General features: G+C 37.5%; 22 protein-coding genes and 1 pseudogene. 16 read left to right on the top strand and 7 right to left on the bottom strand.

From position 1 onward, the window contains the following. The first annotated feature begins 101 nt into the window (after positions 1-101). From CYP43_RS00545 to CYP43_RS00530, 4 genes are all read left to right on the top strand, one after another. Positions 102-593, top strand: coding sequence for a hypothetical protein (locus tag CYP43_RS00545; protein WP_103582106.1), 492 nt, complete (start codon positions 102-104; stop codon positions 591-593). Next, positions 590-1,129 (top strand): hypothetical protein, encoded by a 540-nt coding sequence (locus tag CYP43_RS00540; RefSeq protein ID WP_258032105.1) that lies wholly within the window; start codon positions 590-592, stop codon positions 1,127-1,129. The genes CYP43_RS00545 and CYP43_RS00540 overlap by 4 nt, the downstream gene beginning before the upstream one ends. After that, positions 1,129-3,987, top strand: coding sequence for a type VI secretion system Vgr family protein (locus tag CYP43_RS00535; RefSeq protein WP_180998615.1), 2,859 nt, complete (start codon positions 1,129-1,131; stop codon positions 3,985-3,987). The genes CYP43_RS00540 and CYP43_RS00535 overlap by 1 nt, the downstream gene beginning before the upstream one ends. Positions 3,988-4,220: 233 nt before the next feature. Next, positions 4,221-7,709 carry a beta strand repeat-containing protein gene (locus CYP43_RS00530; RefSeq protein WP_103582105.1) on the top strand — a complete coding sequence of 1,163 codons (3,489 nt, stop codon included), beginning with the start codon at positions 4,221-4,223 and terminating at the stop codon, positions 7,707-7,709. A 221-nt stretch (positions 7,710-7,930) separates the two neighbouring features. Here the strand turns inward: CYP43_RS00530 and CYP43_RS00525 are convergent. After that, positions 7,931-8,950: pseudogene (locus tag CYP43_RS00525) on the bottom strand (ABC transporter substrate-binding protein). Between the two features lie 210 nt (positions 8,951-9,160). Next, positions 9,161-10,996, bottom strand: coding sequence for an aryl-sulfate sulfotransferase (locus CYP43_RS00520; protein ID WP_103582104.1), 1,836 nt, complete (start codon positions 10,994-10,996; stop codon positions 9,161-9,163). A gap of 276 nt (positions 10,997-11,272) precedes the next feature. Here CYP43_RS00520 and CYP43_RS00515 point away from each other — a divergent pair, with 276 nt between their 5' ends. The 7 genes from CYP43_RS00515 (at position 11,273) to CYP43_RS00485 (ending at position 17,288) form a co-directional block, all read left to right on the top strand. Continuing rightward, positions 11,273-12,019, top strand: a complete 747-nt coding sequence (locus CYP43_RS00515; protein WP_103582103.1) for a carboxymuconolactone decarboxylase family protein — start codon at positions 11,273-11,275, stop codon at positions 12,017-12,019. A gap of 115 nt (positions 12,020-12,134) precedes the next feature. After that, a complete protein-coding gene (locus tag CYP43_RS00510) occupies positions 12,135-12,791 on the top strand; it encodes a thiol:disulfide interchange protein DsbA/DsbL (RefSeq protein ID WP_103582102.1) in 657 nt (218 codons plus the stop codon). An 8-nt stretch (positions 12,792-12,799) separates the two neighbouring features. Beyond that, positions 12,800-13,420, top strand: a complete 621-nt coding sequence (dsbI, locus tag CYP43_RS00505) for a protein-disulfide oxidoreductase DsbI (protein WP_103582101.1) — start codon at positions 12,800-12,802, stop codon at positions 13,418-13,420. 46 nt (positions 13,421-13,466) lie between these two features. Further along, positions 13,467-15,116: a sensor histidine kinase gene (locus CYP43_RS00500; protein ID WP_103582100.1), complete on the top strand. Its 1,650-nt coding sequence runs from the start codon at positions 13,467-13,469 to the stop codon at positions 15,114-15,116. A 1-nt stretch (position 15,117) separates the two neighbouring features. Next, a complete protein-coding gene (locus CYP43_RS00495; protein WP_021090255.1) occupies positions 15,118-15,798 on the top strand; it encodes a response regulator transcription factor in 681 nt (226 codons plus the stop codon). 90 nt (positions 15,799-15,888) lie between these two features. After that, complete coding sequence (locus CYP43_RS00490; protein ID WP_103582099.1) at positions 15,889-16,461, top strand: hypothetical protein; 573 nt, start codon at positions 15,889-15,891, stop codon at positions 16,459-16,461. Between the two features lie 92 nt (positions 16,462-16,553). Beyond that, positions 16,554-17,288, top strand: a complete 735-nt coding sequence (locus CYP43_RS00485; protein ID WP_103582098.1) for a hydroxymethylpyrimidine/phosphomethylpyrimidine kinase — start codon at positions 16,554-16,556, stop codon at positions 17,286-17,288. 3 nt (positions 17,289-17,291) lie between these two features. On the opposite strand, the gene CYP43_RS00480 is transcribed toward CYP43_RS00485, so the two are convergent. Genes CYP43_RS00480 through purM form a run of 3 tightly spaced genes read right to left on the bottom strand, consistent with a single transcriptional unit; the run spans position 17,292 to position 18,956 of the window. After that, a complete protein-coding gene (locus CYP43_RS00480; protein ID WP_103582097.1) occupies positions 17,292-17,714 on the bottom strand; it encodes an RDD family protein in 423 nt (140 codons plus the stop codon). Position 17,715: 1 nt separating this feature from the next. After that, positions 17,716-17,973 carry a hypothetical protein gene (locus CYP43_RS00475; protein ID WP_103582096.1) on the bottom strand — a complete coding sequence of 86 codons (258 nt, stop codon included), beginning with the start codon at positions 17,971-17,973 and terminating at the stop codon, positions 17,716-17,718. Beyond that, complete coding sequence (gene purM, locus CYP43_RS00470) at positions 17,973-18,956, bottom strand: phosphoribosylformylglycinamidine cyclo-ligase (RefSeq protein ID WP_103582095.1); 984 nt, start codon at positions 18,954-18,956, stop codon at positions 17,973-17,975. Before purM ends, CYP43_RS00475 begins: the two co-directional genes overlap by 1 nt. An 80-nt stretch (positions 18,957-19,036) precedes the next feature. Here purM and coaE point away from each other — a divergent pair, with 80 nt between their 5' ends. Next, positions 19,037-19,633, top strand: coding sequence for a dephospho-CoA kinase (coaE, locus tag CYP43_RS00465; RefSeq protein ID WP_103582094.1), 597 nt, complete (start codon positions 19,037-19,039; stop codon positions 19,631-19,633). 50 nt (positions 19,634-19,683) lie between these two features. Then, complete coding sequence (gene dapF / locus CYP43_RS00460; protein ID WP_103582093.1) at positions 19,684-20,427, top strand: diaminopimelate epimerase; 744 nt, start codon at positions 19,684-19,686, stop codon at positions 20,425-20,427. A gap of 236 nt (positions 20,428-20,663) precedes the next feature. Here the strand turns inward: dapF and rplT are convergent, their stop codons facing one another. Both rplT and rpmI read right to left on the bottom strand, forming a co-directional pair. Beyond that, positions 20,664-21,020, bottom strand: a complete 357-nt coding sequence (gene rplT, locus CYP43_RS00455) for a 50S ribosomal protein L20 (protein ID WP_004317321.1) — start codon at positions 21,018-21,020, stop codon at positions 20,664-20,666. Between the two features lie 99 nt (positions 21,021-21,119). After that, on the bottom strand, positions 21,120-21,311 hold the full coding sequence (gene rpmI / locus CYP43_RS00450; protein WP_012000969.1) for a 50S ribosomal protein L35: 192 nt from the start codon (positions 21,309-21,311) through the stop codon (positions 21,120-21,122). 201 nt (positions 21,312-21,512) lie between these two features. Here rpmI and CYP43_RS00445 point away from each other — a divergent pair, with 201 nt between their 5' ends. The 3 genes from CYP43_RS00445 (at position 21,513) to CYP43_RS00430 (ending at position 26,798) form a co-directional block, all read left to right on the top strand. After that, positions 21,513-23,009 (top strand): C69 family dipeptidase, encoded by a 1,497-nt coding sequence (locus CYP43_RS00445; RefSeq protein ID WP_103582092.1) that lies wholly within the window; start codon positions 21,513-21,515, stop codon positions 23,007-23,009. Between the two features lie 561 nt (positions 23,010-23,570). Then, positions 23,571-25,844, top strand: a complete 2,274-nt coding sequence (metE, locus tag CYP43_RS00435) for a 5-methyltetrahydropteroyltriglutamate--homocysteine S-methyltransferase (RefSeq protein ID WP_103582091.1) — start codon at positions 23,571-23,573, stop codon at positions 25,842-25,844. 66 nt (positions 25,845-25,910) lie between these two features. Beyond that, positions 25,911-26,798, top strand: a complete 888-nt coding sequence (locus CYP43_RS00430) for a DNA-binding protein (RefSeq protein WP_103582090.1) — start codon at positions 25,911-25,913, stop codon at positions 26,796-26,798. Positions 26,799-26,887: the final 89 nt, after the last annotated feature.

Below are 26,887 nucleotides of genomic sequence, written 5' to 3'. Positions count from 1 at the left end.
CTTTTAAATTAATATGATATGTGAAATGCGATATGAAACACCTAGCTATAATCATATTTCTCATAACATCTTTATATTCACACGAAGCAAATTGTACGGATATGTTCGCTGTTATATTTGATAAAAATGTAAGTGATGAAAATACCACTAAAATCATAGATTACTATATAGACAAGTTTAATTGTGATGCGAATATAACTTTTAAAAGTAATAAACTTAGATATGAGCCAAATTTATTAGAAATCGCCTTTTTAATGAAAAAATTTAAGACTTTTGATAACCTTCTAGATAAAGGCACAAAGCCAAATGGTAGATTAGCTTTTTCTATGGGATCAGAATTTTTATTCTTTTTTCAAGATAATGGAGTTGGATTTGAGAGTAAAACACCTAGCAAGGAGCTACTAGAATTTATAAAAACTCAGAAATATAAAGAATTTAAAGAAGAGAAATTCAAATTAATCAAAAAACTATTAGATTATGGACAGGATCCGAAAGATTATTCTACTTTAAAATCTATTTTAAAAATTTTAAATGATGAAAAAGATTTAGATAATTTATTAAATAATGGAACTAAAAAGGAATTAGTGCAATGAAGCAATTGGCAATAATCATATTTCTCATAACATCTTTATATTCACACGAGGCAAATTGTTTAAATATGTTTGCTATGATTTTTGATAAAAATACGACTGATGAAAATACTGCTAAATGTATAGAATATTACATAGATGAGCTTGGGTGTGATGCTAATATAGTCCCAAGTTTCGCTAATGATGGCTCCAATTTACTAGATGCTGCTTATGAAAATAATAAGACTAAAACGTTTGACTTACTTTTGAATAAAGATATTACGCCAGACAAATGGCTAACTGCAATTATAGCAACAGAATTCCTAGTCTTTTTTAGAGAAAACAGTGTTGGCATAAAAGACAAAAAAGCAAGCCCTGAGCTATTAGAATTTATAAAAACACCAAAATATAAAGAATTTAAAGAGGAAAAATTTAAATTAATCAAAAAACTATTAGATCATGGGCAAGATCCTTATTATTATGGTTATTTGAGAGTTATATTAAAGATAGTAGGAGATGAAAAAGATTTAGACAAGCTTTTGGAAAGTGAGAAAAGATGATGGATTTTTTTAACACTAGCAAAAAGAAACTTGATATAAAAAATGATAATACAGAATTAAAAAATTTTAATGAAGAAAATAATAAATTTACTAACTCACAAAATGCTATTGATGCCTTTACTTATCCTTTCTCAAAAATACCAATTATTGGAGAGATTTTTAAAGGAAATGCAGATGCCGCCAAAAATTATATAGATAAAGATGCCAATCTTAAAGAAAAAATAAACAAAGAAGCTGAACGTGGTGGAATAGAAGAAGAAGTTAATAGATTTTATAATATTAAAGAACCAGAAAAGAAATACTTTAAAAAACTTAGAGAAGAAGAAAACGAAAAAAGATTGAAAGAGCAACAAATGGACAAAAATTTAACATCACCAACATCATCACTAACCAAGCCTGTCATGCTAGCATCTGGCAACTCGGTGGCAACAGACGGCCTTGTGGACTACGGCGTATCTAACGATACTTTCTCGACTCTTCAGATAGCAAACGAGTCAAACGATAAATTTATCGTTACACGTGCAGATATTTATGAAAATTTAGAAAGTATATTTAGCATAGAGTGCTTTGCCTATATAAATTTGGTGAAAAACCCGCTTTATGAAAATTTAGACACCATCTACAATAACGATAAAAGCTACTCAAGCATATATAAATATCTTGATAAAAGTATAAAGCTAAGCATAAAAAGGCCGTCTTCAACAAATAAAAATATCGTCCCAGATGGTAGCTCAAACGATATGCACTTTAGTGGAATAGTAAGCGATGTAGAGTATCTTGGAGTAGATGATGAGACTAGTACAAATATAGATAAAAAATACTTCTTTAAATTCAAGCTAACTTCACCACTATATAGACTAAGCATAAATAGAGCAAACAGAATTTATACAGACCAGAGCATTTTAGAAGTAGTAAAAGATATTTTGGCTTTTAATAAACAAAGACTAACCAAAGAGCTAGACTTCTCAAATATCAAAAATAACTACAACAAGAGAGAATTTATAGCCCAGTACAATGAGAGTGACCTAGCTTTCATAACAAGGATTTGTCATGATAGTGGTATATATTTTTATGAAGACAATGAAAAAATTTATTTTCATGATACATTTATACTAGCTTATAGCAATCAAAATGAAAATTTTACTTCAAGCGATACAAGCAGTGGCAAGGAAGCTAGAAAAGTAAGCTTTAATGTAAATTTGAATAATAATCTAGCAACCGAACACATAAATAAAATAACAAAGAGCGAGACGCTAAAAGCAAATAGCTTTACGCACTCTTTTCAAAATACAGCTTATCCAAATGTGCTGGAGAGTAAAAATGAAAAGATATTTGACGAGCAGGTAAATATCTATGATAAGCATATAAATTTAGATGAGTATTCATTTAGCGACACTAGTTTGCTTGAAGTTAGTACCTATCTTAAAAAACTAAGAAGCGATATGCTTTTAAAAGAATTTACCGCTAGCTCAAATGTATTTGCACTAAATTTAAATGATAATATCTCGGTAGCTATTGATGCTAGCAAGGGCGAATATGAGTTTAAAATAATAGCTTTAAAGCATACTTATATTGATGAGAGCGTTTTAGAAAATACTTTAAATTTAGGCGATAATGTCCCATTTAAAGATAAAAAATTTATAAGCTCATACACAAACGAGATAAGCATCATTCCAAGTAGTGTAAAATTTATCCCAAGCTACAAGCAAAAGCCAAAAGCACCAGATATCACGCTAGGTCTTGTAGTAGGTCAAGATGGACTAAACAGCCAAAATAACACGATCCATACTGATAGCTATGGTAGGGTAAAGGTGAGGTTAAATGCTTTTAGTACGCAAGAGATAATCGATAAAGACGATGCCATCAACGCAAGCTATCACAAGAGTGCTTATCTAAGAGTTATAACGCCTATTGCTAGCAATAGCTCAGGATTTTTTGCCATACCAAGGATCGGCGATGAGGTTATCATCTCGTTTTTACAAAATGACATAGACAACCCAGTAGTAAGCGGTAGCCTATATAATGCTTCAAATACGCCACTTGTAAATGTAGATAGTAACTATCACCAAACATCTCTTAGCTCAAAGACAATCGGTGCAAATGAGACTGGTATAAACGAGATCACTTTATCAAATTTAAAAAATAAAGAGCAAATTTATGTAAAAGCAGAAAAGGACTATGACGAGCTTGTAAATAACGACTTTTCTCAAACAATACTAAACGACAAAAGCTCACAAGTGCATGGGAGCTACACTGAGCGTGTTAAAAAAGCTCACATCCAGACGATAGATCTTGCTAAAAACGTAAATGTCGGAGGCGAGTATCTAACAACAGTTGGACTTTCAAAAGATACAGTAGTTGGTGTCTCAAATACGCTAAATGTAGCTGTTGATAATAACACAAGAGTAGGTCAAGATAGTCATGAATTTGTAGGACATGATAAATTTGTAGAAGTAAAATCAAATCTTAATACGACCATACATAACGATGAGATGAAAGAGGTAAAAGGCACAAAAGAGCAGAACATAGATGGTGGCTATAAACTAAATTCACAAAAAGGTATAAATGAATTTAGTAACGAGCATATCGTGCTTCAGGCAAATAGCTACATTGATATAAATGCTAAGTCAAATTTCACAACAAAAACAGCTGCCCAGCACACTGAGATTGCTGATTCAAAATTTAGCAATATAGAGACGACTTATGAGGTAAATGCCAAAGATAAGATAATCCATCAAGTAGGTAGTACAAAAGTAACGATAGAAGGATCAAGTGTCGTGATAGAAGTAGCTGGCGTAAAGGCGATATTTGATAGTAGAGGGCTAAGAGTTATTGGTGGAGATATAAAGGCTTTATAAGATTATGTTTAAAGACTTGCTTTGTTGGCAAGTTTTTAAATTTTTTAAATAAAATCAATTTCTACTAAAACTAATGCTAAGAATTTTAAAAGCAAAGGCTAAATTTTAGGGCTATGATAAAAGCTAGCCACACAAATTTTTCAATATCGTACCCCAGTACAATAGACAAGCCCTTTTAAAATTTATATAATTCATTCAAAATTTCAAATACTATAAACAATAAGGAGAACATGATGGCTAAAGAAGCCGGAGTAGTTAAAAGCGTAAACGGAGGAATAGCAAGAGCACTTAATGACTTAACAGGAGAGGTAAGACAATTAAGTGTAGGAGATATTGTATACCAAGGTGAAAAGATAGTTACAGAGGGTTCTAATTCTAAAGTAACAATAACTCAAACTGATGGTAAAGATATAACTTTAATAGGTAAAGATACTCTAACTCTAGATCAAGACTCTAATAATAACGAAACAGTAGCTGATATCTCAGCTTTACAACAAGCCATCTTAAAAGGAACAGATCTTAATGCTCTAGAAGAAACTGCTGCAGGTGGTCCACAAGCAGGTGGTAATGGTGGAGATGGTGTAAGCTTATCTTCTACTAGCTTTGCAGAAGGAGGCCACATTAGTAACATCAATGCTAATGTAGGAAGCATAGATGCTTTATCTCTAGCAGCAGGTGGAGATAATAGCTTTGGTGTAAGTGGAGGAAGTGCTGTTGGGGCTGGAGCAATAGAACCTACTTTACCAGCAGGAAGTATAAAAATTCCTTTGTCAGCGTATCTAAACGAAAATATAAACGACGGATTCGTTTTTCATATGCGAAGTCTAGTAAATGATATGTCTAATGCCGGATCTACTTTGAATGGATATAGTATAGTTAGATGGATAGACGGTAGGGATTATCTAGTCCCTAACGCTGGAGTAAATACATTTACCTTTCAAGACGGCTGGTTTAAAAGTAACGACGGCAAGCTAGCTATTGGTCAAGATAATGCTAAAGACTTGGTGCTAACAAGTAGTGCTAATTCGGCAAATCATACTGGAGATGTGGCCAAAATAGTAAACCCTTCAAGCGATCTTAGCGTATTTGGCGGAGATAATGGAAGCAAGATTACTTCAGATGGTGCTAATATAGATACTAAAATTTATAGCAGCGTAAAGGGCGACGAGATCAATATAACTTCTGACGTAACAGGTACCGGTACTTATGAAATAGATCCGTTTACTCATGAATACATAGGCGGTCAATCTTATATAAGTACCGGTTCAAGTTCGGACAACTTAAATATAGCTCCTGGCGTCACTTTAACTAATACTATAATAAATATGGGCGCTGGAAGCGAAACCGTAAATTTAAAAGGAACCGCTACGGATAAGATTAATTTTAAAGGATCTATCTTAATGGCCGGTGCCGATAACGATGTAATAAATATCGAGAACGCTTCGTTTGATGTAACCGATGAGAGAGTTAGTGTGATAGACGGTGGAAGCGGCAATGACATTATAAATGTAAATTCCGGAGCCGAGTTAAAAAAAGGTACCATGATCAGAAGTGGAAGCGGTAATGACACTGTAAACGTAAATTCTGGAGCAAATATTCACGGTGCCGGATCTGAAGAAGCTCTTATACATATGGGTAAGTCTGCTAGCCCTTTGGATAAAGGCGAGCAAGGAGATACTTCTGAGCTAAACGTGAAAAACGGAGCATCTGTATCTAATACCATAATAAAAACGGAAGCCAAAGAAAATACGATAAATTTTGAAAAAGGAGCTACTACTACTGGTGTTAGAATCGTAGCGGAAGATGCTGGTACAAAAAGTACGATCAATATTAAGAGTGATCTAGAAAGATCGCTGGAAGGTAAGAGATCTAGTATTAGCACCGGAGCCGGAGATGACATCGTAAATGTAAGTGATAAAGCTGAGCTAACCAGTGTCAAAATGAGATTAGGAGAAGGTCTAAATAAAGTAACTATAGACGATGCTACTATGAACGGCGGTAGTATAGAAAACGGTGATGGCGGTAACGAAATAACATTAACCAATAATGCGGTATTTAGTGATGCTTATATAAGCACTGGAGATGGCGTCGACCAAGTCAATGTATACGATGGGGCATTGTTAAATTTTGCGGAAGTAAATACCGGCGGAGGCAACGACATAATAAGATTTGAGCATTTAACCACAAACCCGCTTCAAGGTTACAGCTACTCTGCAGCAACGCAAACTGAGATAAATATGGGCGACGGCGACGATACCGTAGTACTAACCGGTATGGGTAATAGCGGCAACTATGCGGGCAGAGTATCTGACTTCCAACAAGTAAATATAGATATGGGAGATAACGGTATCAAGCACGTACAGATAAACAGGGGAAAAGTTGAAACTACTAATATAAAGACCGGTAGCGGAAACGATTTGGTACAAATACAAGGCGACTCTTTAATGGAGGGTAGAAACAATATAGAAACCGGTGCAGGAGAAGACGACGTAGAAATTAGGGATTCTAAACTTAATGGTACTGCTACCGAAAAAACAGTTATAAATACCGGTGCCGACAAAGATCACGTGGTGATTAACAATTCTACTTTAACGCATGCGGAGATTAACACAGGTACTGGAGTAGATACTGTGGATATCGAAGATGGAATGATATTTGACGATAGCTCTATAAATACAGGTGCAGATAATGACGAAGTAAATATCAATAGTGATATAACTGGAACTATTCAGTCAAATATTCAAACCGGCGAAGGTTCTGACACTGTAAATATTGCTAGCGGAGTAACGCTTACTCGTACAGTTATAGATATGGGTGCCGGAGAGGATACTATAGAAATTAGCGGAAATAGTGCTACTGATCGTATAACATTTAAGGGATCTAAGCTATATACGGATGATGCGGGTTATACTGCCAACGATAATGATCATGTAACGATCTCAAACACTACTTTTATGAAAAGTGACGACGGCAAATTGTCTGGTGTAGAAACCGGTGGCGGAAATGATGAAATCACCATAAAAGCTGGAACTATTTTCCAAGACTTCTCTTATATAACTACTGGAAATGGTGTAGATACCATAACTTTAGAAAGTGGAGCTAAATTTAATCAAGCTAATGTGTATGCAGATGCTGGCGACGATATAATAAATGTTAACGGAGCAGAATTTAAAGGCGAAAATGCATATAACCATAATGCCGGCGTACATGGTGGAGCAGGAAATGATACAATTTTCGTTAACTCTGGAAAATTTGATAATGCTAAAGTAGAGGGTGATGCTGGTAATGACACAATCCATATCAAATCTGGAGCTAGATTTGAAAATGCTTCTATATATGGTGATAGCATAGATGGTCTAACGACCGGTAACGATACTATCATAGTAGACAAAGGTGCAACGCTAATTAATACGACTATAGACGGCGGAGCCGGATTTGATACATTAAAAGTAGCTGACAATAGCATAGACTTTAGCCATGTTAAAAATATCGAAAAACTAGATATGACTAATGGAGAAAAGACAACCTTAACTCTTACAGCTGGCAATGTTCAAGATATATTACGTGATAGTAACGAGAATAAGCTAAAAATAGATGGTGATAGTAACGATGAGCTTACTCTTGGAAGTAGCTGGACTAAAGGTGCTAGTTCTGGTGGTTATACTACTTATACTAGTGGTACAACTACAATCGAAGTTCAAGACCAAATACACGTACTTTAATATCTAGACTTTTAATCCCAAAGGAAATTCCTTTGGGATATTCTTTTCTATCATTAAATTTTTATAATTTTTTATCTTTTTAATTAGTGTCAAATCCACAAATTTTTAGTTATTTAAGTAGTTAGTGTATATAAATCAGTAAGTCTGGATGATAAGCAAAGGCTAAAAATGGATTAAAATTTATCGGCAAATGTAGATAAATTTACCGCCGTAAGGACAAATTATTTTCCAGTTGGGTCTAAGCCATTTAAGATGTAATTTACTTCATCATCGCTTAGCTCATAGTGTAAAAATTCTTTATAAAATTTCTTCGTTTCAGCTGCTATATCTATATCTTTAAAAATTTCAGGATGTAATCTTAGCTGCCCATAAAATTTGCAAAGCTCCCTCGGCTCCGTATCTATCCCAGCTAAAAACGCCAGTTGGATTTACGTAAACTCTTTTATTTTTTACAGCGTTAGTATCTGCGTAGATAGGATTTTCGTATATCTTTTGTAAAATTTCGGGAGCTTTGGCTCTGCCTATGATGATGACATTAGGGTTCATATTTGGTATCTCTTCAGCATTGATTTCAAGCATATTGCCGGCTTTTTGAACCGCATTTTGACCACCTGCGACTCTTATCCACTCGTCTATGATCGTATTTGTACCATCAACCTTAAATAAATTCTTGCCGTCTGCTATGTGGAGTACTTTTGGTCTATCTGACTCAGCGATCTTATCCGTTTTGCTTAGCACTCTTTTTAGGTTGCCGTCAAAATATTCGTTAAATTTTTAAGCGATCTTCGGCGCGTCGCCGCCTATGATCTCAGCCATTATAGATACGCTTTTTTCATATCCGCATGATTCGTAAATGACGGATAAAGCACGGTAAAGCCGTTTTTGGTTAGCTCTTCTTTGTTCTTTTTATCGGTGGCTATGACGATGTCTGGGCTTAGTTTAATCAGCTCTTCTACTTGTAAATCTTTGCCGTTTATGCCGTTTGGGATGCCTGAAATTCTAGGATAAACGTGCGCAAACCATTTGTTGTTTTTGATTAGATCGGTGGTCACTACTATCTTGTCCGCGCCGCCTAGCATTAATATGATTTGATTATTCGCATACCAAAGCGTAGCGATTTTTTCTACTTTTGCGGGAACTTTTACGACGTCGCCAGTGATATCTTTGACATCTCTAAACTCAGCTGCATTAAGCAAAAGGCCTGCAAACAACACTATTAAAGCCATGAAAAATTTTTTCATTTTTTCTCCTTATGTTAAATATATATTTTTATATATAAGTACTAATCCTATATGTTATCGCCTTAATAAACAATATCCTTACAATATAAATTTCTAATTTAGAGCTTTAAAATTTATGAGCGAATGTGGATTTTTATCTGTTATTGATAGATTAAATTTATAGCAAGAACTCCCCTTCTTGCACTTGGCAAAAAAGGGAGAAAAGAGAGATTATTTCTCAAAAGCTTTTTGCAAGCTAAATGGAAATGCCTGATAGCCCATCGCATTTGTCATTTTTATCTCGATGCCAGGCTCTTTTGCGCCCCACTCAAACTCATCTATATGTGGGCTAGGAAGTCCTACTGGGCGACCTTTGGCGATGTCAAACTGCATGCCAGCAACGGCTGAGTAGACCATCACGCTATCAAGGTCATCTTGATACTGCGTAAGGCTAGTAACTGAGCTGTACCACTCTTTGCCACGCTCTTTGCCGTACTCCCAAATTTGCTCAACAGTCTTTTTCTTTTCATCGATCTTATAAACGACTGCGCGAGAGTATTTCATGCCAGCGATGGCTGGTTGCTCCATGCCCCTTGTGTCGCCATTGTCAAAGACACTTAGATAAATTTCGCCTTTTTTAGACTTGCTATCTATCCTAAATGCAGTATGTTGCGTCCATTGCCAGTCAAAGCCACCTTTGTCGCTCTCGTATCCTGGGCATTTTGAGTATTCATCTTCGCAGACTATTTTGTTGCCTTTGCTATCAACTGGCTGAAGGAGTTTATCTTTAAATTTATCGCTCCAACCCTTGTGAGCACCCATGATCCATTTTACTTGTTTATCACGGCCGATCTTGATGACTGCGTCTTGGTGGCGGCTTGAGATGATGATACTATCATCGCTTGGGTCGTAATCCACGCTATTTACATGCGCCCAGTTGCGTCCCGGACCAGCGCCAACTATGTCGCCCCATTTATCGTGCGTATCCATAGACTGAAGCTCATCAGAGCTTGCTGTGTGGCCTGCTTTTTTAGCGTCTATGTTTAAGCAAACCGCACCTTGATCAAGCGTTTTTAGCACGATGTCGCGGTAAGGATCTAGGATTTCATATAGTCTAAAGTCATCAACTACATTACCATCACGATCAAGCTCAACGATCACGTCACGCACTGTTCTTACGTTTTTGCCATCAGCTCTTTTATAGTCAGCATTTGCCACGCGCAAGAAATAGTGTCCGTTTTGTGCTACATCCATTGAGTGAGAGAAGTCGTTGTAGCTAGCTGGTAGCTCGCGGTTGAAAATTTCTCTACCCATGATGTCGTATTTTGCGTATCTTTGACCATATCCCCAAGTCATAGCGCCATCGTCATTTTGCTTAAAGCCCATCATTACGCCAGCGTGAAATGGCTGTTTTAGATCGTAAATTTTGCTTGGCTCAAGGTACCATCTAACCTCGCCTTTTGTATCAAGGATGAAGTTATTTGGGCTATAGTTCCACTCGATCGCACCGCCAGCTGGGTTGTTCCAAACGACTTTTGTGCCCTTGCCTGTTTTATTTACGAAGTTATTTACGTAGTAGAGGCGGTTAGCAAATTTAGCGCTCGCAGGCTTAGTAACCTCGATCTTGTCAAATAGTGCGCCCTTTTGATTTGGCGTGCCAGCACTCTCTAGATAGATAGCTGGAGCGTAAATTTTATAGCTCTCTTTTATGTGTTCAGTCTTGCCTTTATAGCTCTTGTCGTACTCGACTTCAACGGTGTTTTGATAGTCAGGATACATTCCAAAAACAGGTATGCCACCATGTGTGCGAAGATGCTTATCAGCCACTTTGTAGCTTATCACCTGACCGCCTTGTTTTGGTACAATCGTTACTTTTGCATTACTTAATGTGTAGCCGCCATTTTTGATGACTGCTGTAAGTGGAGCAGTGTCGTAAGGATTTACCACTACTTCGCCTATTTGCCCAGTGATAGCATAGTCTAGTTTAGCCCCGCTTGGACCGCCTATCGCAAAAGCGCTTGAGCAAAGCATAGAAGCTAGCGCAACACAACTCAAAGTCTTTTTCATAACATCTCCTTTGGATAAATTTTATAAACTCTACTCATAAAGCTTATAAAATTTAGAAAAAGCCTTGGAACGCCCAAGGTTTAAAATAGGTAAAAGGAGTAATAAAAAATATTGCGTCCTTCGTAATTGTAATAAAACCTTATAACATAAAAATCACGATAAACTTTATAATGGCTTAAAATCTAAATTTATATTAAAAATTTTGCCTTTTTGGACATTAAGCTAGCATTTACGCTTTAGCACTTATAATCAGCCCCAAACAATGGAGCAAAACTTATGACACTAACTTACAATGCAAAGAAAATTTATGAAAATTGGTTTGATTCAAAAAGTGAGCTTGAAGAGAGCAACGCTAGCTTTTTAGAGGATTATTTAAATTTTTTAGGCGATATTAGTGAAGTGATAAATATTGATGAAAAAACAAGACTTTCGGTTATCATCGCCTCTCTTTGCGTGAGCAAAGGTGCAAAAAGCTCATTTAAAAGCTTCGTTAGGGCTGCTTTAAATGTAGGCATATCAGCAAAAGAGATAAGAGAAATTTTATATCAAGCAGTGCCTTATGCTGGGCTTGGCAAAGTAGAAGATTATATATTTTTAGCTGATGAAATTTTTAATGAGCGCTACATAGAGCTTGAAAATATGCCTAAAAAATCAAGAGAAGGCAGAGGTGAACGAGGCCTTGATATACAAAGAAAACTTTTCCCAGCGGTTGATAAATTTATCGCATCAATGCCAAATGATCAAAAACATATAATGGAGTTTTTATCGCAAAACTGCTTTGGTGATTTTTATGCAAGAGATGGGCTTAGCTTAGAGCTTAGAGAGCTTTTGACATTTGTCTACATCACGACTCTTGGCTTTGCAAAACCACAGCTTTTAGGGCACATTGCTGCAAATTTTGGCATCGGCAACGATAGAGCTAAACTAATAAGCGTTGTTACGACACTTATACCATTTATAGGCTATCCGAGTGCTTTAAACGCATTATCAGCAATAAATGAGATAAGCTCTAGCAAAAATTAAATTTTTAATCAATGCAATATCTTATAAATTTCAGCCAAAATTTATTCTAGCGTTAAATTTGCGGTTGAGCTTGGTTGTAGAATAACTCAAAATAAATCATCTAAAGGAGATTGTTATGAGTTTTCTATCTAAATTTAGCAAGGCTATCTTTGCTGTTGCGGTGGCTGGAGCGATTAGTGCTAGTGCATTTAGTGAGGGTGAGGACTACGTCAAGCTTGAAAAGCCACTAAGTGTGGGACAAAATACGCTAGTTAAAATTTTTAGCTACGCTTGCCCATTTTGCTACAAGTACGACAAGAGCGTCACTCCAAAGGTAGTTGAGAAAATCCCTGGACTAAAATACGAGCCATTTCACCTAAAGACAAAGGGCGATTATGGCGAGGTTGCGAGTAAGGTTTTTGCCGTGCTTATCGTTATGGATGAGGCAAAAGGTGTCGGCTTATTTGATGAAAATTCGCTATTTAAAAAGGCTAAATTTGCCTACTACAAGGCTTATCACGACAAAAAAGAGCGCTGGAGTGATGGCAAAGACGCTGAGGGTTTTTTAAAGACTGGTCTTGAGGCAGCTGGCGTTAGCAAGGCTGATTATGAAAAAGAGCTAGCTAATCCAAAAGTGACTGAGCTGCTTAAAAAGTGGGATGAGAGCTATGACGTGGCTAAAATTCAAGGCGTGCCAGCATTTGTCGTAAATGGCAAATATCTCATCATGACAAAATCGATCAGCTCGCTTGATGGCATGGCAGCACTCATTGAAGAGCTTCTTAAAAAATAAGGCGTCACATGAGCTTTTTTAAAAAAATGGCTAAATTTCAAGACTCACGCATCTCTTGGGCGATCTTAGTCTTTGTGAGCGTCGTGCTTGTCGTTATCGCGCACTCGCTCTTTCAAAACTACGCTTATATGCCTCCTTGCGAGCAGTGCGTCTATATACGTTTTGCATTTTTATGTATGGCACTTGGCGGCGCGATCGCTATCATAAATCCAAAAAAATTGCTCTTTGCCCTAGTTGGCTACGTCTTTGCCTTTTGGGGAGCGGTGCAGGGCATAATGTATAGCGTAAAGCTAGCTAAAATTCACGATGCGGTGCATGGCGATGATCCTTTTGGCGTGCAGGGCTGCTCGACTGAGCCACACTATCCATTTGGTTTGCCGCTTGAAAAGTTGGCGCCTGACTGGTTTATGCCAACAGGCGACTGCGGATATGACAGTCCTATGGTGCCTGATGGTGCGGTGCTAAGCGATCTACAAAAGAGAATAGTTGATCTTTACGCTGATGGCTGGTATCTTGTGCCATCATCTAAATTTATGTCGATGGCTGATTGCACGCTGCTTGGGTTTAGTGTTTGTTTTGTAGTGCTTGCGCTTATGCTCGTTTCAAAGCTTTTATCCTTTTTAAAATGAAATTTAGTTAGCCCAAATTTGGGCTAACTTAGGATATACTGCACGCATGGGTATTAATTTAAAATCACAAAATATTAAAATCTACGCCATCATCTTGCTTGCTAGCCTTTTTGTAATACTTCTTGGGCTAAATATTTACAGCAACGCCAAAGAGAAAATCATAGAGCTATCTGATAAAAATAACATAGCAGTTAGCAAAAATATCGTAAACAACTTTCAAATTTGGCTTGATGAGCGTATAAATTCACTCATTCGTGCGTCAAAATTTATACAAAATGCAGACATCGTAGATGACGATGAAAAGATAGCTGGCTTTATAAAGCTCTTTAAGCAAAACGCGAAAGAATTTGATCTAATGCAGCTTTTAAGGGATGATGGAGAAATTTTTGTAGATGGAGAAAAAATTTTAGAAGAAGTTATGCCAAAGAGCGAAAGAGCAGGGCTTATCTGGTATGTTGAGACAAAAAATACAAATGCCCCAAGCGTAAATTTCATGCAAAAACATAAAATTTTAAAAGGCTCAACTCTAAATTTATGCGTTCCAGTCACAAAACAAGCGAAATTTAAAGCAGCGCTTTGTGGCGTCGTGCGTATAGAAAATATCTTTAACAGCATTAAAAATTTTAGCCTTGCGCCAAATTCTTACTCATTTTTGGTGACTCATAGCGGTGAAATTTTAACATCGATACCTGATCTTGCTTTAAAAAAAGAGATTGAGGAAAAATTTAAAGAGTTGTTTTTAAAAGATGAAGACATTACAAGCTTAAAAATAGGACAAAATTTAATCCAAGTAGCTGATATACCAACGATAAATTGGTTCATAGGAGCTGGCACAAATAACGAAGAAGAAATTTCAGCTTTAACAAAAGAAGCTTTAAAGAATGCTCTAAGCTTGCTCTTTGCCTTCGTTGCGCTCACATTTTTGGCAAATATCCTTCATAATTTTATGTATAACAAGATAAAAAAGATACAAGATGAGTATGAAACATTGCTAACTCATAGAGCCAAAATGAGTGAGGCTGGCGAGCTAATAAGTGGTATCAATCATCAATTCATTCAACCTGTAAATTCGCTAAAACTAATGCTAAGCTCTTGCATAATGTTAAAAAAGGAAGGTAAATTAAGCGACGAGGAGCTAATAAATTTACTTGAAAAAGGGCAAAGCTCGGTCAAACTTCTTTCAAGTACTATTGAAATTTTTAGAAATTTTTACAAAAGCGCTGAAAATGTGAGCGAATTTGAGGTGCAAACAAGCGTTAAAAACCTAATAACTCTCATGCATACAGAGCTAAGTCGTGCAAATGTTAGTGTAAAATTTAGTGGTTTTAATGAACAAAAAGTTCGTCAGATAGAAAACATAATCCAACAAATTTTACTAATCCTAATACACAACGCAAAAGACTCACTTGTCGAAAGCTACAAAAATGAGCCACTAAAACGTATCATCGAGATAAAATTTAGGAGCTTTGAAGATAAGTGCTACATCGGAGTTTATGACAATGGAAATGGCGTAAGCGAGCAAATGAGCGAGAAAATTTTTACATGGCTAAATACTACCAAAAAGCAAGGAAATGGAATAGGGCTTTATTTTGCTAAAAAGCTAGCGCAAGAAAAGCTAAATGGTGACGTAAGACTCGTAAATAACGCAAAGCCAACGGTGTTTGAGCTAAGTTTTGATATAAATTTAAAGGACTAAAATGCAAGAAGTCTTAGAAATTTTAAAAAAGACGTCCGTCTTGGTAGTCGAAGATGACGATATGGCAAGAGAGCTTATTATTAGTGGGCTTAAACCTTATTGCGAGCAGGTAATTGGTGCTTGTAATGGACAAGATGGCGTGGAGAAATTTAAAAAGCAAGGCTTTGATATCGTGATGAGCGATATTCACATGCCAGTGCTTAATGGCTTTGAGATGATGAATGAGATGAAGCGCACAAAGCCGCACCAAAAATTTATCGTCTTTACCTCTTATGATAGCGATGAAAATTTGATAAAAAGCATGGAGGAAGGGGCGATGCTCTTTTTAAAAAAGCCTATTGATATGAAGGATCTTAGGGCAATGCTTATTAGTTTAAGTTTTGAACGAGATGAAAAGCTAGTTTATTTAAGCGATGAGGTGAGTATAAATTTAAAAAGAGAGAAAATTTATAAAAACGGCATTGAAATTTATCTTAGCTTTTTACAAAATAAGATTTTTTGGCTATTTGCTTATAACCTAAATAAGCTAGTTACTTATGAGATGATAGAAGAATTTGTCTATGAGAGCGATGTTAGCAAGGCGGCTATCCAAAATGTGATACTTCGTCTAAAGCGTGAGCTTGGTGTGAAATTTAAAAATATTAGTGAGAGTGGATATATTTTAATCACAAAATCTGAATGATTTAGAATTATCGCTACCTTGTACCATAGTACAATATACAAAAGTAATTAAATATACTAAAATACCGACAAATAAAAATAAGGAATAAAGATGGCAGCAGTAGCTGGTATAGTTAAAAGTGTTTCATCTGATGTTATAGCGATAGACCAAAATGATCATGTAAGAGTTTTAGATGTAAATGATAAAGTATATATCGGAGAGGCTATAAAGGGCGAGAGCGAAAGTGCAAGCATTACAATCACTGCAAATGATGGACAAGATATATCAATAAACGGATACGATACTCTTTGGCTAGACAGTAGCGTAGTAAGCGATGATGTTGGTGAGTCTAGCATAGATACTGACGCATTGTTTAAAGCGCTTCTTGGCAATGATTATGTATCGATTTTAGATCATATAAATGAAAAAGTAGATGATATTCTTAGTACAACCAATTTAGAGCAAGAAGAGCCAAATTATGAGGCTAGCGTAAATATTAGTTTTAATGAAATAGATCCAAATTTAGCAAATGAGCATGGATTAAGAGAAGATGATTTTTTAGCTAAAATAAACGAACATAAAGAGAGCGATAAGCAGATGATAGATCCTAGCTTTGAGCATACAAATCTTAATGCAACTACGATATATATAGATATCGATAACGACTTAAATAAACTTTCATAAATTTGAGCGTTTTGCTCAAATTTCTTCTGTTTTAAAAAACTCAAATTTATATAATATCCTCTATAATAAGCCAAAAATTTCAAAGGAAAACGATGAAAAAAATTCTAATCATCGCAGGCTCTTGTAATAGTGGCACAGCTGGGCTTCAAGCAGATATAAAAACATGTGCTAGGCTTAATTGTTATAGTGCAACAGCGGTAACTTCTTTGGTCGCTGAGACTACGGATGCCGTAAAAAGCGTGGTTTGCTTAGAGCCTAGTTTTGTCAAAGATCAGCTAAATACGCTTGCGGAAGAATTTAGCTTTGATGCGATTAAGATAGGTATGTTATTTAGCGAAGAGATTATGGAAGTGGTGCGTGAGTTTTTACTAACTCAAAACACTAAAGTAGTGCTTGATCCAGTTTGCGTCTCAAAAAGCGGACACAAGCTTATAAAAGATAGTGCGGTGGCAAAACTAAAAGAGCTAATGAGCTTAGCTACAGTAACTACTCCAAATTTAGATGAGGCAAATGTGCTTTTTGGCGATAATTATAAAGATTTGCCTTGTGATGTTATCGTAAAGAAACATATCAGCAAAGATAGCAGTATAGACACACTTTATAAAAAAGATGGTTCGCTAAGAAATTTTAAGACCCCACTTGTTAATCCGCTTGTAATGAGTGGAACTGGTTGTAGCTTCTCAACTGCACTTGCTTGCTTTTTAGCAAAGGGCAAGAGCTTAGAGGAGTCTATACAACTTTCAAAAGAGTATATTTGCTCTATCATAAAAGAGAGCATCGATACAAAACTTGGCAAAAATCGCCTACTTTGGCATGGAGCGAAGTAAAATTTATCCCTCTGATCTTTGCACGGCAGCTGAGTGAGTGATGATGTCGTGCAGATTTAGTTTATCTTTTCTAAAGAAACAAAGGCAAAGTCCAAGTATGCTAAAGCCAGCAAAGGCAAAGCAAATTTGGCGCAAGATGGTGTGAAAAAAGCTTAGTTTTCTACCGGTTTTTAGGTTTATTAGATAAATTTCTTGTGCTTTATAGCCTGGAGTTTGTGCTTTTATGCTAAAAAAAAGGCATATTATAAGCGAGATCAGGCTATTTGCACCAAAAATGGCAATTTGGTTGTGCAAAAATACCTCTTTGCCATCAAGCACAAGATATGTTGTCGCATAAAATATCGGCATACCGATGATAAAAAGATCGATGATAAAGGCTTTTACTCTAGCCCAAATAGGTGCGATTTTTGCCTTTTGCTTTGCCAACTCAATTTCCTGTATTTATGTAGATACGGCTAAATTTCTCCCAGTCATATAGATAGACTAGGTTGTCACTCTCGCCGCTATCATGCGTGACGCAGAGCATAGTAGAGGCGCGTGAGACCTTGCACCAGTGATTATAGAAATCAAGTTTTTTGATATCGCTTTCTAGTACACCAAAACAGCCTATATATTCATAAATGCTAAGATCAAAAAAGCTCTTATCTTCGGTCCTTAGCAAGCGTTTTTTGCTATTTTCTTGCATTAAACTAGCTCTACGCCTTTACCGTTTATAACTTCGCCGATCACGTAGCCATCGCTGCTAGCTATGGCAGCATCGACGTTTTCTTTAGGCACAACTAGGATCATGCCAACGCCCATGTTAAAGGTTCTCATCATCTCGCTATCTTCTACTTTTTGAGCGATGATTTTAAAAATTTCAGGCGTTTTTATAGCGCTTTTTTGCACCTTTGCACCAAGCCCAGCAGGGAAGACGCGAGGCAAGTTTTCAACTATGCCGCCGCCAGTTATATGCGCCATTGCTGTAATCTTATCTTTTAATCTTAAAAAGTCGCTCACGTAAATTCTAGTTGGCTCAAGAAGTACGTCGATGAGCTTTCGCTCACCTACTTTTTCATCAAATTTTAGTCCAAGCTCGCTTACCACTTTTCTTGCTAGTGAAAAGCCATTTGAGTGCAGGCCACTGCTTGGAAGTGCGACTAAAATATCACCAGCTTTTACAAATTTGCTTCTGTCGATCTCATCAGCCTCAGCGATACCAACGGCAAATCCAGCAAGATCGAAGTCGCCTTTTTCATACATCGATGGCATCTCCGCTGTCTCGCCGCCGATAAGTGCGCATTGCGCCTTTTTGCAGCCATTTGCGATACTTTTTACCACCTCTTTGGCACTCTCTATCTCAAGCTTTGCAGTCGCGTAGTAATCAAGGAAAAAGAGCGGTGTAGCGAAGTTGCAGATGAGATCATTTACGCACATTGCGACTAGATCCTCACCCACGCCGTCAAATTTCTTAGCGTCGATAGCTAGGCGAAGCTTTGTGCCAACGCCATCAGTCGCTCCCAAAATGGCTGGATTTTTATATCCGCTTGGTAGTCTGACCGCTCCTGAAAATGACCCAATGCCACCTATAACGTTTGGTGTTTGTGTAGATTTTACGAAAGGCTTTATCGCCTCAACAAAGCTATTTCCAGCATCTATATCCACTCCAGCATCTTTATAGCTTATCATCTTTGCCCTTTTTTGTAATTTTTTAAAACTTTAGCCAAAAGTTGCTAAAATTGTCATCAATTTTCAAAAATGGAGCGAGTTTGCAGAAATTTCCAAACGCTTATGTCATTACAGGCTCTATTGCTAGCGGTAAAAGTACGGCTATAAATTTGCTAAAAGAGCGAGGCTTTAGCGTGATTGATGCGGACGTGATCGCTCATGAACAGCTTGAAATTTGTAAATGTGAGATAATGAAATTTTTTGGAGAGCAAATTTTAGATGAGACTGGCAAGATAGAGCGCAAAAAACTAGGTGCCATTGTCTTTAATGATCCAAAAAAATTAAAAATTTTAGAGCAAATTTTGCATCCAAAGATAAAGGAAGAAATTTTATCTCGCGCTACGAAGCTTGAGCATTTGGAGCAGGTTTATTTTGTCGATATTCCTTTATTTTTTGAAAAAGAGGATCGCTACGCTGAGTTTAAAAATGTTGCCGTGATTTACGCACCAAAAGAGCTTTTGCTAAGCCGCCTAATGAGCCGAAACGGTCTAAAATTAGAAGAAGCAAAAGTAAGAGTGGAGCTTCAGATAGATATTGAGCAAAAGCGAAAAAAAGCAAATTTCATCATAGATAATAGTGGCGATAAAGAAAATTTAGAGCAAGAACTAGAGAAATTTCTAAGGCAAATTTGTGGCTGAGTTTATATAAATTTGGCAAAAATAAGTAGAGTAATTTTAAAGGAAAAATAATGCAAGTGTCAAAGTACAACGCTAGTGGCAATGATTTTGTCATATTTCATACATTTTTGAACAAAGATAGAAGCGAGCTAGCAAGGCAAATTTGCAGCCGAACAAATGGCGTAGGAGCTGACGGGCTAATAGTACTTTTGCCTTACGAAAAGGGTGTGAAATGGGAGTTTTACAACAGCGACGGAAGCTACGCTGCGATGTGTGGCAATGGTTCGCGTGCGGCCGCTAGATATGCCTATCTAAACGGCCTTGTAAGATCGAGCGAATTTGCTCTGCTAACTGGTAGCGGTGAGGTGATGGCAAGCGTGAAAGATGAGTGCATCGAGGTTGTGCTAACAAGTCCAAAAATTTTAAGCGAGCCACTAAATGAAGGCGGTAAAACTTGGTATTTTTACGATACAGGCGTGCCACATCTTGTAAATTTCACGCAAAATTTAGATGAATTTGACGTCAAAGAGTGCAAAGCGCTTCGTCAAAAATACAATGCAAATGTAAATTTAGCCAAATTTGATGGCGAAGTTTTAAAGGTTAGAACCTACGAAAGGGGCGTAGAGGACGAGACGCTAGCTTGTGGCACTGGCATGGCGGCTTGCTTTTACGGCACTACTTTAAATTTAAACGCAGCGCAATGCCTAAAAGTCTATCCAAAAAGCGGCGAGGAGCTTGGTCTTAGACTAGAAAACGGCAAAATTTTATTTAGTGGAGCGGTGAAACACTGTTTTGATACGAGTATTGAAATTTAGCTTTTAGGGTGAGTTTTATACTTGCTCTTGGCTAGTTTGGCTATTAATGATAAGCAAATTTTTCAAATTTATATTACTAAATTTGCACCTAGCTGATGAGGTAAAATTTTATAGTGGCAATTATTTAAATTTTGAATACAAAATAACTAAATTAAAATCTCAAAAAATAAATTTTAATAAAAATTTGAATAGAAATTTAAAAAAAAGAAGATCTCCGCCGAAGCGGAGAAAAGGTGTTATTTCAAAGCATCTTTTGCTTGTTTTGCAAGTGCCGCAAATGCCTTCGCGTCATTCATAGCTAGATCAGCTAAAATTTTTCTATCAAGTTCGATCTTAGCTTTGTTTAAGCCATTGATAAATCTTGAATAGCTAATGTCGTTTAGTCTGCAAGCTGCGTTGATACGAACGATCCATAAACGTCTGAAATCGCGTTTTTTCTGGCGTCTGTCGCGGTATGCATAAACTAAACTTCTCTCTAGTTGCTCTTTAGCTTTTCTAAAGTGTTTATGTCTAGCACTGAAAAAGCCACGTGCTAGCTTTAAAACTTTCTTATGGCGTCTTCTTCTAACTACGCCTGTTTTTACTCTTGCCATATTTATCCTTTTACAAATTGGCGCTCACGAAGTGAGTCTTGCCCCTAAATTTGGGGGAGTTTGAATGACTTTTTGTCAAAAACTTAAAACTACGCTGCTTTATACGCCGAGCATTTTGCGAACGGCTGGGACATTTGTGCTGTCCACGTATTGTGGGCCACGCAAATCTCTCATACGCTTACTAGGTTTTTTTGTTAAGATATGGCTTCTAAAAGCAGAGCCTCTTTTTATCTTATTTTTACCTACTTTAAAGCGCTTAGCAGCACCGCGAACGGTTTTCATCTTTGGCATGCTAATCCTTTTTGAAATTTTATACGCAATTGCGTAAGTTTTGGATTATAGCGAAAAATCCTTTAGAAAATTTAAATTTCACTTAGACAAAATTTGCAATAAATTTACATTTAACTTAAAAAGATTTTAAAATATAGAACTAATTTATTAAATTTGGCGTATAATCACATAAAGAAATTTTATTTTACTAAAGGAGTAAAAATGAAAGGCAAAATTCTTGCATCAATCGTCGCTATGAGTGTGATTTTAGGCACAAGTAGCTTGGCATGCACTACCATTTTAGTAGGAGATAAAGCTTCAAACGACGGCTCCATGCTGGTTGCCAGGAGTGCAGATAGTAAGGCTGTAAAGGCACAAGTCTTTTTGATCCATCCAGCAAAGAAAAACCAAACTGGTATGCATAGCTCAAAGGCACATGACGGCGCAAATGACTTTACATATCCGCTTCCAAAAGATGGCATGAGATACACAACCATCGCAAACTCTCATACAAAACTTCACGGAGCGGTCGGCTACAACGAGGCTGGCGTTGGCCTAAGCGGCACTGAGACTATTTACGCAAAAGATGAGCTTTTAAAGATCGACCCATATAACGAAGAGAGTGGCATCACAGAAGATGACATCCCAGACGTGCTTTTGCCACGTATGAAGAGTGCAAAAGAGGGTGTTAAGCTTCTTGGCGAGATAGTGGAGACAAAGGGCGCTGGAGAAGGCTTTGGCGTAGTATTTATTGACGCAAACGAGCTTTGGTACTTTGAAACAGGTACAGGCCACAAATGGATCGCCACAAAGATCGCTCCAGATGAGTATTTCGTTACCGCAAACCAAGGCAGACTTCAAAACTATAAAGAGAATGATCCAAATTTCATGGGAGCAAAAGACGTCATTAAATTTGCGATCGATAACAAGACTTATGACCCTGCAAAAGATGGCGAATTTAACTTCACAAAGGCTTATACAAGGGATGATGAAAGAGATGTGACTTACAACTACCCACGCGTTTGCTGGGTGCAAAGCATGTTTAACCCAAGCTTAAAACAAGACTTCGCCGATGGTCAGAAATTCCCAGTATTTTTAAAACCAGAGAAAAAACTAAGTGTTGAAGATCTAAAAGCTGCGATGAGAGCCCACTACAACGGCACTGCGTTTGATAACTACGCTAGTAAAGATGAAGATAAGAAAAACATCTACCGCGCTATAAGCGTCTTTAGAACATACGAGTCTCACGTCATGCAGGTGCGCCCATGGCTACCAAAAGAGATTGGACGCGTAACTTATGTCGCTCTTGGTATGGCTGATCTTAGCGTTTATTTGCCGTATTACGAGGGGCTTGATGGCTTTATAAAAGGCTACTCAGATGGCTCATACGACGCTGATGACACTTCGATATACTGGGTTTATAGAAAGCTTCAAACCCTTGTAATGACTGACTATGAGAAGTATTCGCCAGTGGTAAAAGAGGCATACGCTAAATTTGAAAAAGAGTTGGCGGTAAAACAGGCTAAATTTGAAGATGAGTATGTGAAACTTTATAAAAAAGATAAGAAAAAAGCGGACAAACTCTTAAATGAATTTAGCCAAAAGACAATGCAAGAGGCTAAGGACTTAACACAGGAGCTTACGAACAAGGTCTTTACTATGCTTACAGCTGATATGGATGCTAAGCTAAAATCCCTAAATAAAGGCAAAAAAGACTAAATATTTTGGGCGTGAAATTTAGTAGCGCCCAAGCCTTAAACAAAAATTTGGCAAAGAGCGTTTATAATGCCGGACAAAATTTATCTCAAAGGAAAAACGCTGATGCCTTGTCCCATGCATAAAGCTCATTAATCTCGGCAAAAAACATATCAGCGATTTTCAAAAATCACGCAAATTTTTAAATGATTTTACATTTTTTCACATTGAGATAAATCCATTTTTGCTAGCAGGTCCGCTGCATTGTAACTGCATTTTTAATAGCAAAGCTAAGCAATGCCTGAAATTTGGCAAGGATCTTTTTAGCAGGGTTTTTTATAAATTTTACTTTAGTCTAAGAAGAAGCGGGTGTCATCCACCGCGTGTGGTGTGACCCAGACTTGTGCGCAGCACAACAACATTGAACGTGCTGGGGTTTGGGTCGCAGGGATAAGGGAGCGGTTTCGTAATTCTAGCCCCATTGTACCTGCATAAAAATATTCAAGGTTGCTGTGCATGACACAGTTTTATAGTAGTCCGCAGAGCGAATTTTCGTCTGTAAATTTAAATTTAAAAAGGATAAAAATGATAAAAAGTTATGTTTTAGGTTTTCCAAGAATCGGAGAGAAAAGAGAGTTAAAGCGCGCGTTAGAGGGTTTTTGGGCTGGCAAAGAGGGCTTTAGTGAAGAGAATTTACAAGAGACTGCAAAGACGCTTCGCCAAAGACACTGGAAATATCAACAAGATGCTAGCATTTCGGCCATTAGCGTTAATGATTTTTCATTTTACGACCTAATGCTTGATAACATCATCGCTTTTGGCGCTACGCCTCCAAGGTTTGCAAATTTAAGCGGCTTGGAGCAATATTTTGCTTGTTCAAGAGGCAACAAAAATGGCGTTGCGATGGAGATGACAAAGTGGTTTAACACAAACTACCACTACATCGTGCCAGAGCTTAGCAGCGAGAGTAAATTTAGCCTAAAAGCGGACAAAATTTTAAATGAATACAAAGAGGCGAAGGCTAACGGCGTAAAAGGCAAGGTAAATTTGATCGGCCCTATCACATTTTTGGCTCTTTCAAAGACGACTGACGGCAGCTGCCCATTTAAGCACCTTGACTCTCTTGTAGGAGAGTATAAAAAGCTACTTGAGCAAATTTCTAAGCTTGATGATGAAATTTTAGTGCAGTTTGACGAGCCGATCTTTGTAACTGACAAAAACGAAAGCGACCTTTTGCCACTTATCACAAAGGTTTATAACGAGCTAACAGGCGTTGCAAAAAACATCAAGATCGTGTTTGCGACATATTTTGAGCATGCGATCAAGGCAGTTAGCGAAGTGGCTAAAACTAAAATTTATGGCATAGCACTTGACTTCATTCACGGCAAGAGAAATTTCGAAGCACTTGAGACTATCAAAAATAGCCATTTGACACTATTTGCTGGCGTGATCGATGGTAGAAACATCTGGAAAAGCAACATCGATGAGAAAGTAAAACTCGTAGGTGAAATTTCAGAAAAAATAGGCGGAAAAGACTTTTACATCGGCACTTCATGCTCACTTCTTCACGTGCCTTATACATTAAAATATGAAGAGAATTTAAACCCAGAGATCAAAAGCTGGCTAAGCTTTGCGGTTGAGAAGCTTGATGAGATCAAGATCATCACAAAACTAGCAAATGGCGAGAAACTAAATGATGCTGAAGCTAAAATTTACGAAGAGAACAAAAATGCTGTTAAAACTCGCGCTACTTCAAAACTCATCCACTCTGAAAGCGTTCAAAACCGCATTAAAAATTTAAGTAAATTTGAGCGTGACGAGAAATTTGAAGACCGCATCAAGATCCAACGCGAAACACTAAAATACGGTATCTTGCCAACAACAACGATAGGCAGCTTCCCTCAAACAGTTGATCTTCGCGTACTTCGCCAAAATTTCAAAAAAGGCGAGATCGACGCAGCTGCTTATGAAGCAGGCATCAAAAAATACATCGATCACTGCGTGAGATTCCAAGAAGATATCGGCCTAGACGTACTGGTACACGGCGAGCCAGAGAGAAACGACATGGTTGAGTACTTTGGCGAGCAGATCAGCGGATATGCATTTAGCCAAAATGGCTGGGTGCAAAGCTATGGCAGCCGCTGCGTCAAGCCACCACTTCTCTTTGGTGACGTGAGCCGCCCAGAGCCGATGACTGTTAAGTGGATGAAATACGCTCAAAGCATCACAAAACACGTAATGAAGGGCATGCTAACAGGTCCTGTGACTATGCTAAACTGGAGCTTTGTGCGTGACGATCTGCCAAGAAGTGAGGTAGCAAAGCAACTTGCACTTTGTATCTATGACGAGATCGCAGACCTTCAAAATGCAGGCATCAGAGTGATCCAAGTCGATGAAGCGGCGTTTAAAGAAGGCTATCCGCTAAGAGCTGAAAACATCCCAGCTTATGAGAAATTTGCGGTTGATTGTTTCAAGCTTTCAGTAAGCTCAGCCGAGGCAAAAACTCAGATCCACACACATATGTGCTACTCTGAATTTAACGATATTATTAAGACTATTGAAGCTATGGACGCTGATGTTATTAGTATCGAGACTGCAAGAAGTGGCAACGAGCTACTTAAAATTTTTAAAGCCGTTGGCTACAAACAAGAGGTCGGACCTGGCGTTTACGACATCCACAGCCCACGTGTGCCAAGTGTCGAGGAGATCGTCGCTCAGATCAAAGCTCTGCTTGAAGTCTTACCAAAAGAGCAGCTCTGGATCAACCCAGATTGTGGCCTAAAAACAAGAAAATGGGAAGAGGTCGAGCCAAGCCTTAAAAACATGGTAGAAGCTGTCAAGATCGTAAGAGGTCTATAATCCAAATTTTAGCGTCTAGCTAGCCTAGGCGCTAAACTCCGTTTAAATTTCAAAAAAAGTTAGAAAATGTTAAAAGATAAGATCATAAACAATGAAAGTGGCATAGTGCTTTATGGCCTAACGCCTCCAAAGGCTGAATTTGACGAGGCGAAGCTTAAAGAGATCGCCGCAAAGTGGAACAAGAGGATCACGGACGTGCAGGCTGATGGCTTGGTGCTTTATGAGATCCAAGATGAAAGTAGCCGTATAAAAAGCGAGCGAACTTTTGAATTTAGTGATACATTAAGCCCTGAAATTTACTACTCAAAATATCTAAATTTAAAGACGCCAAGCATCTTTTATAGGGTCGCGAATAAATATAATGAGAGTGAATTTAGAGCAAATTTAGCCAAAAGTAGTAGCGATATAAATGTTTTTGTTGGCGTTGCTTCTGGTAAAGTAGAGCCCAAAATGAGCCTAGAGCGTGCTTATGAGATCGCTAGAGACGAGTTTAAAGAGCTTGTAGTGGGTGGTGTTTGCATAGCTGAGAGGCACGCTAAAAAGGGTGATGAAGAGCAAAGGATGAGCCAAAAGGCCAAAATGGGAGCAAAATTTTTCATCTCACAGGCGGTTTTTGATATAAATTTGGCTAAAAATTTACTAACAAGCGTGGCAAAAAGTGGGTTAAATTTGCCTATTATTTTGACATTTACGACTTGTGGTACGCCAAAAACGCTAGAGTTTATCAAGTGGCTTGGCATAAGCGTTGATGAAAAGAGCGAAAAAAGGATGCTTGGGAGTGGTGATCTTTTAGCTACAGCATCGCAGATTTGCCTTGAAAATTTTGCAGAGCTTTATGAATTTGCTAAAAAGCTTGGTATAAATATTGGTGTCAATGTTGAAAGTGTAATGGCAAAAAGAGCCGAGATTGAAGCGAGCCTAGAGCTAACGCATAAGATGAGAGAGGTATTTTGATAGTTTAAAAGCTATCAAAACTTATATTTTATATGGTTTTAGTAAGTTCTTAGTCTTTTTTAGCTTTAATTATATAAGATTTTTAAGCT

The organism is Campylobacter concisus (genome assembly GCF_002913045.1).
In the GTDB taxonomy this organism is placed as follows: domain Bacteria; phylum Campylobacterota; class Campylobacteria; order Campylobacterales; family Campylobacteraceae; genus Campylobacter_A; species Campylobacter_A concisus_AP.
The sequence above is the reverse complement of the archived record's forward strand: the minus strand, read 5'-3'. Positions and strand labels throughout refer to the sequence as shown.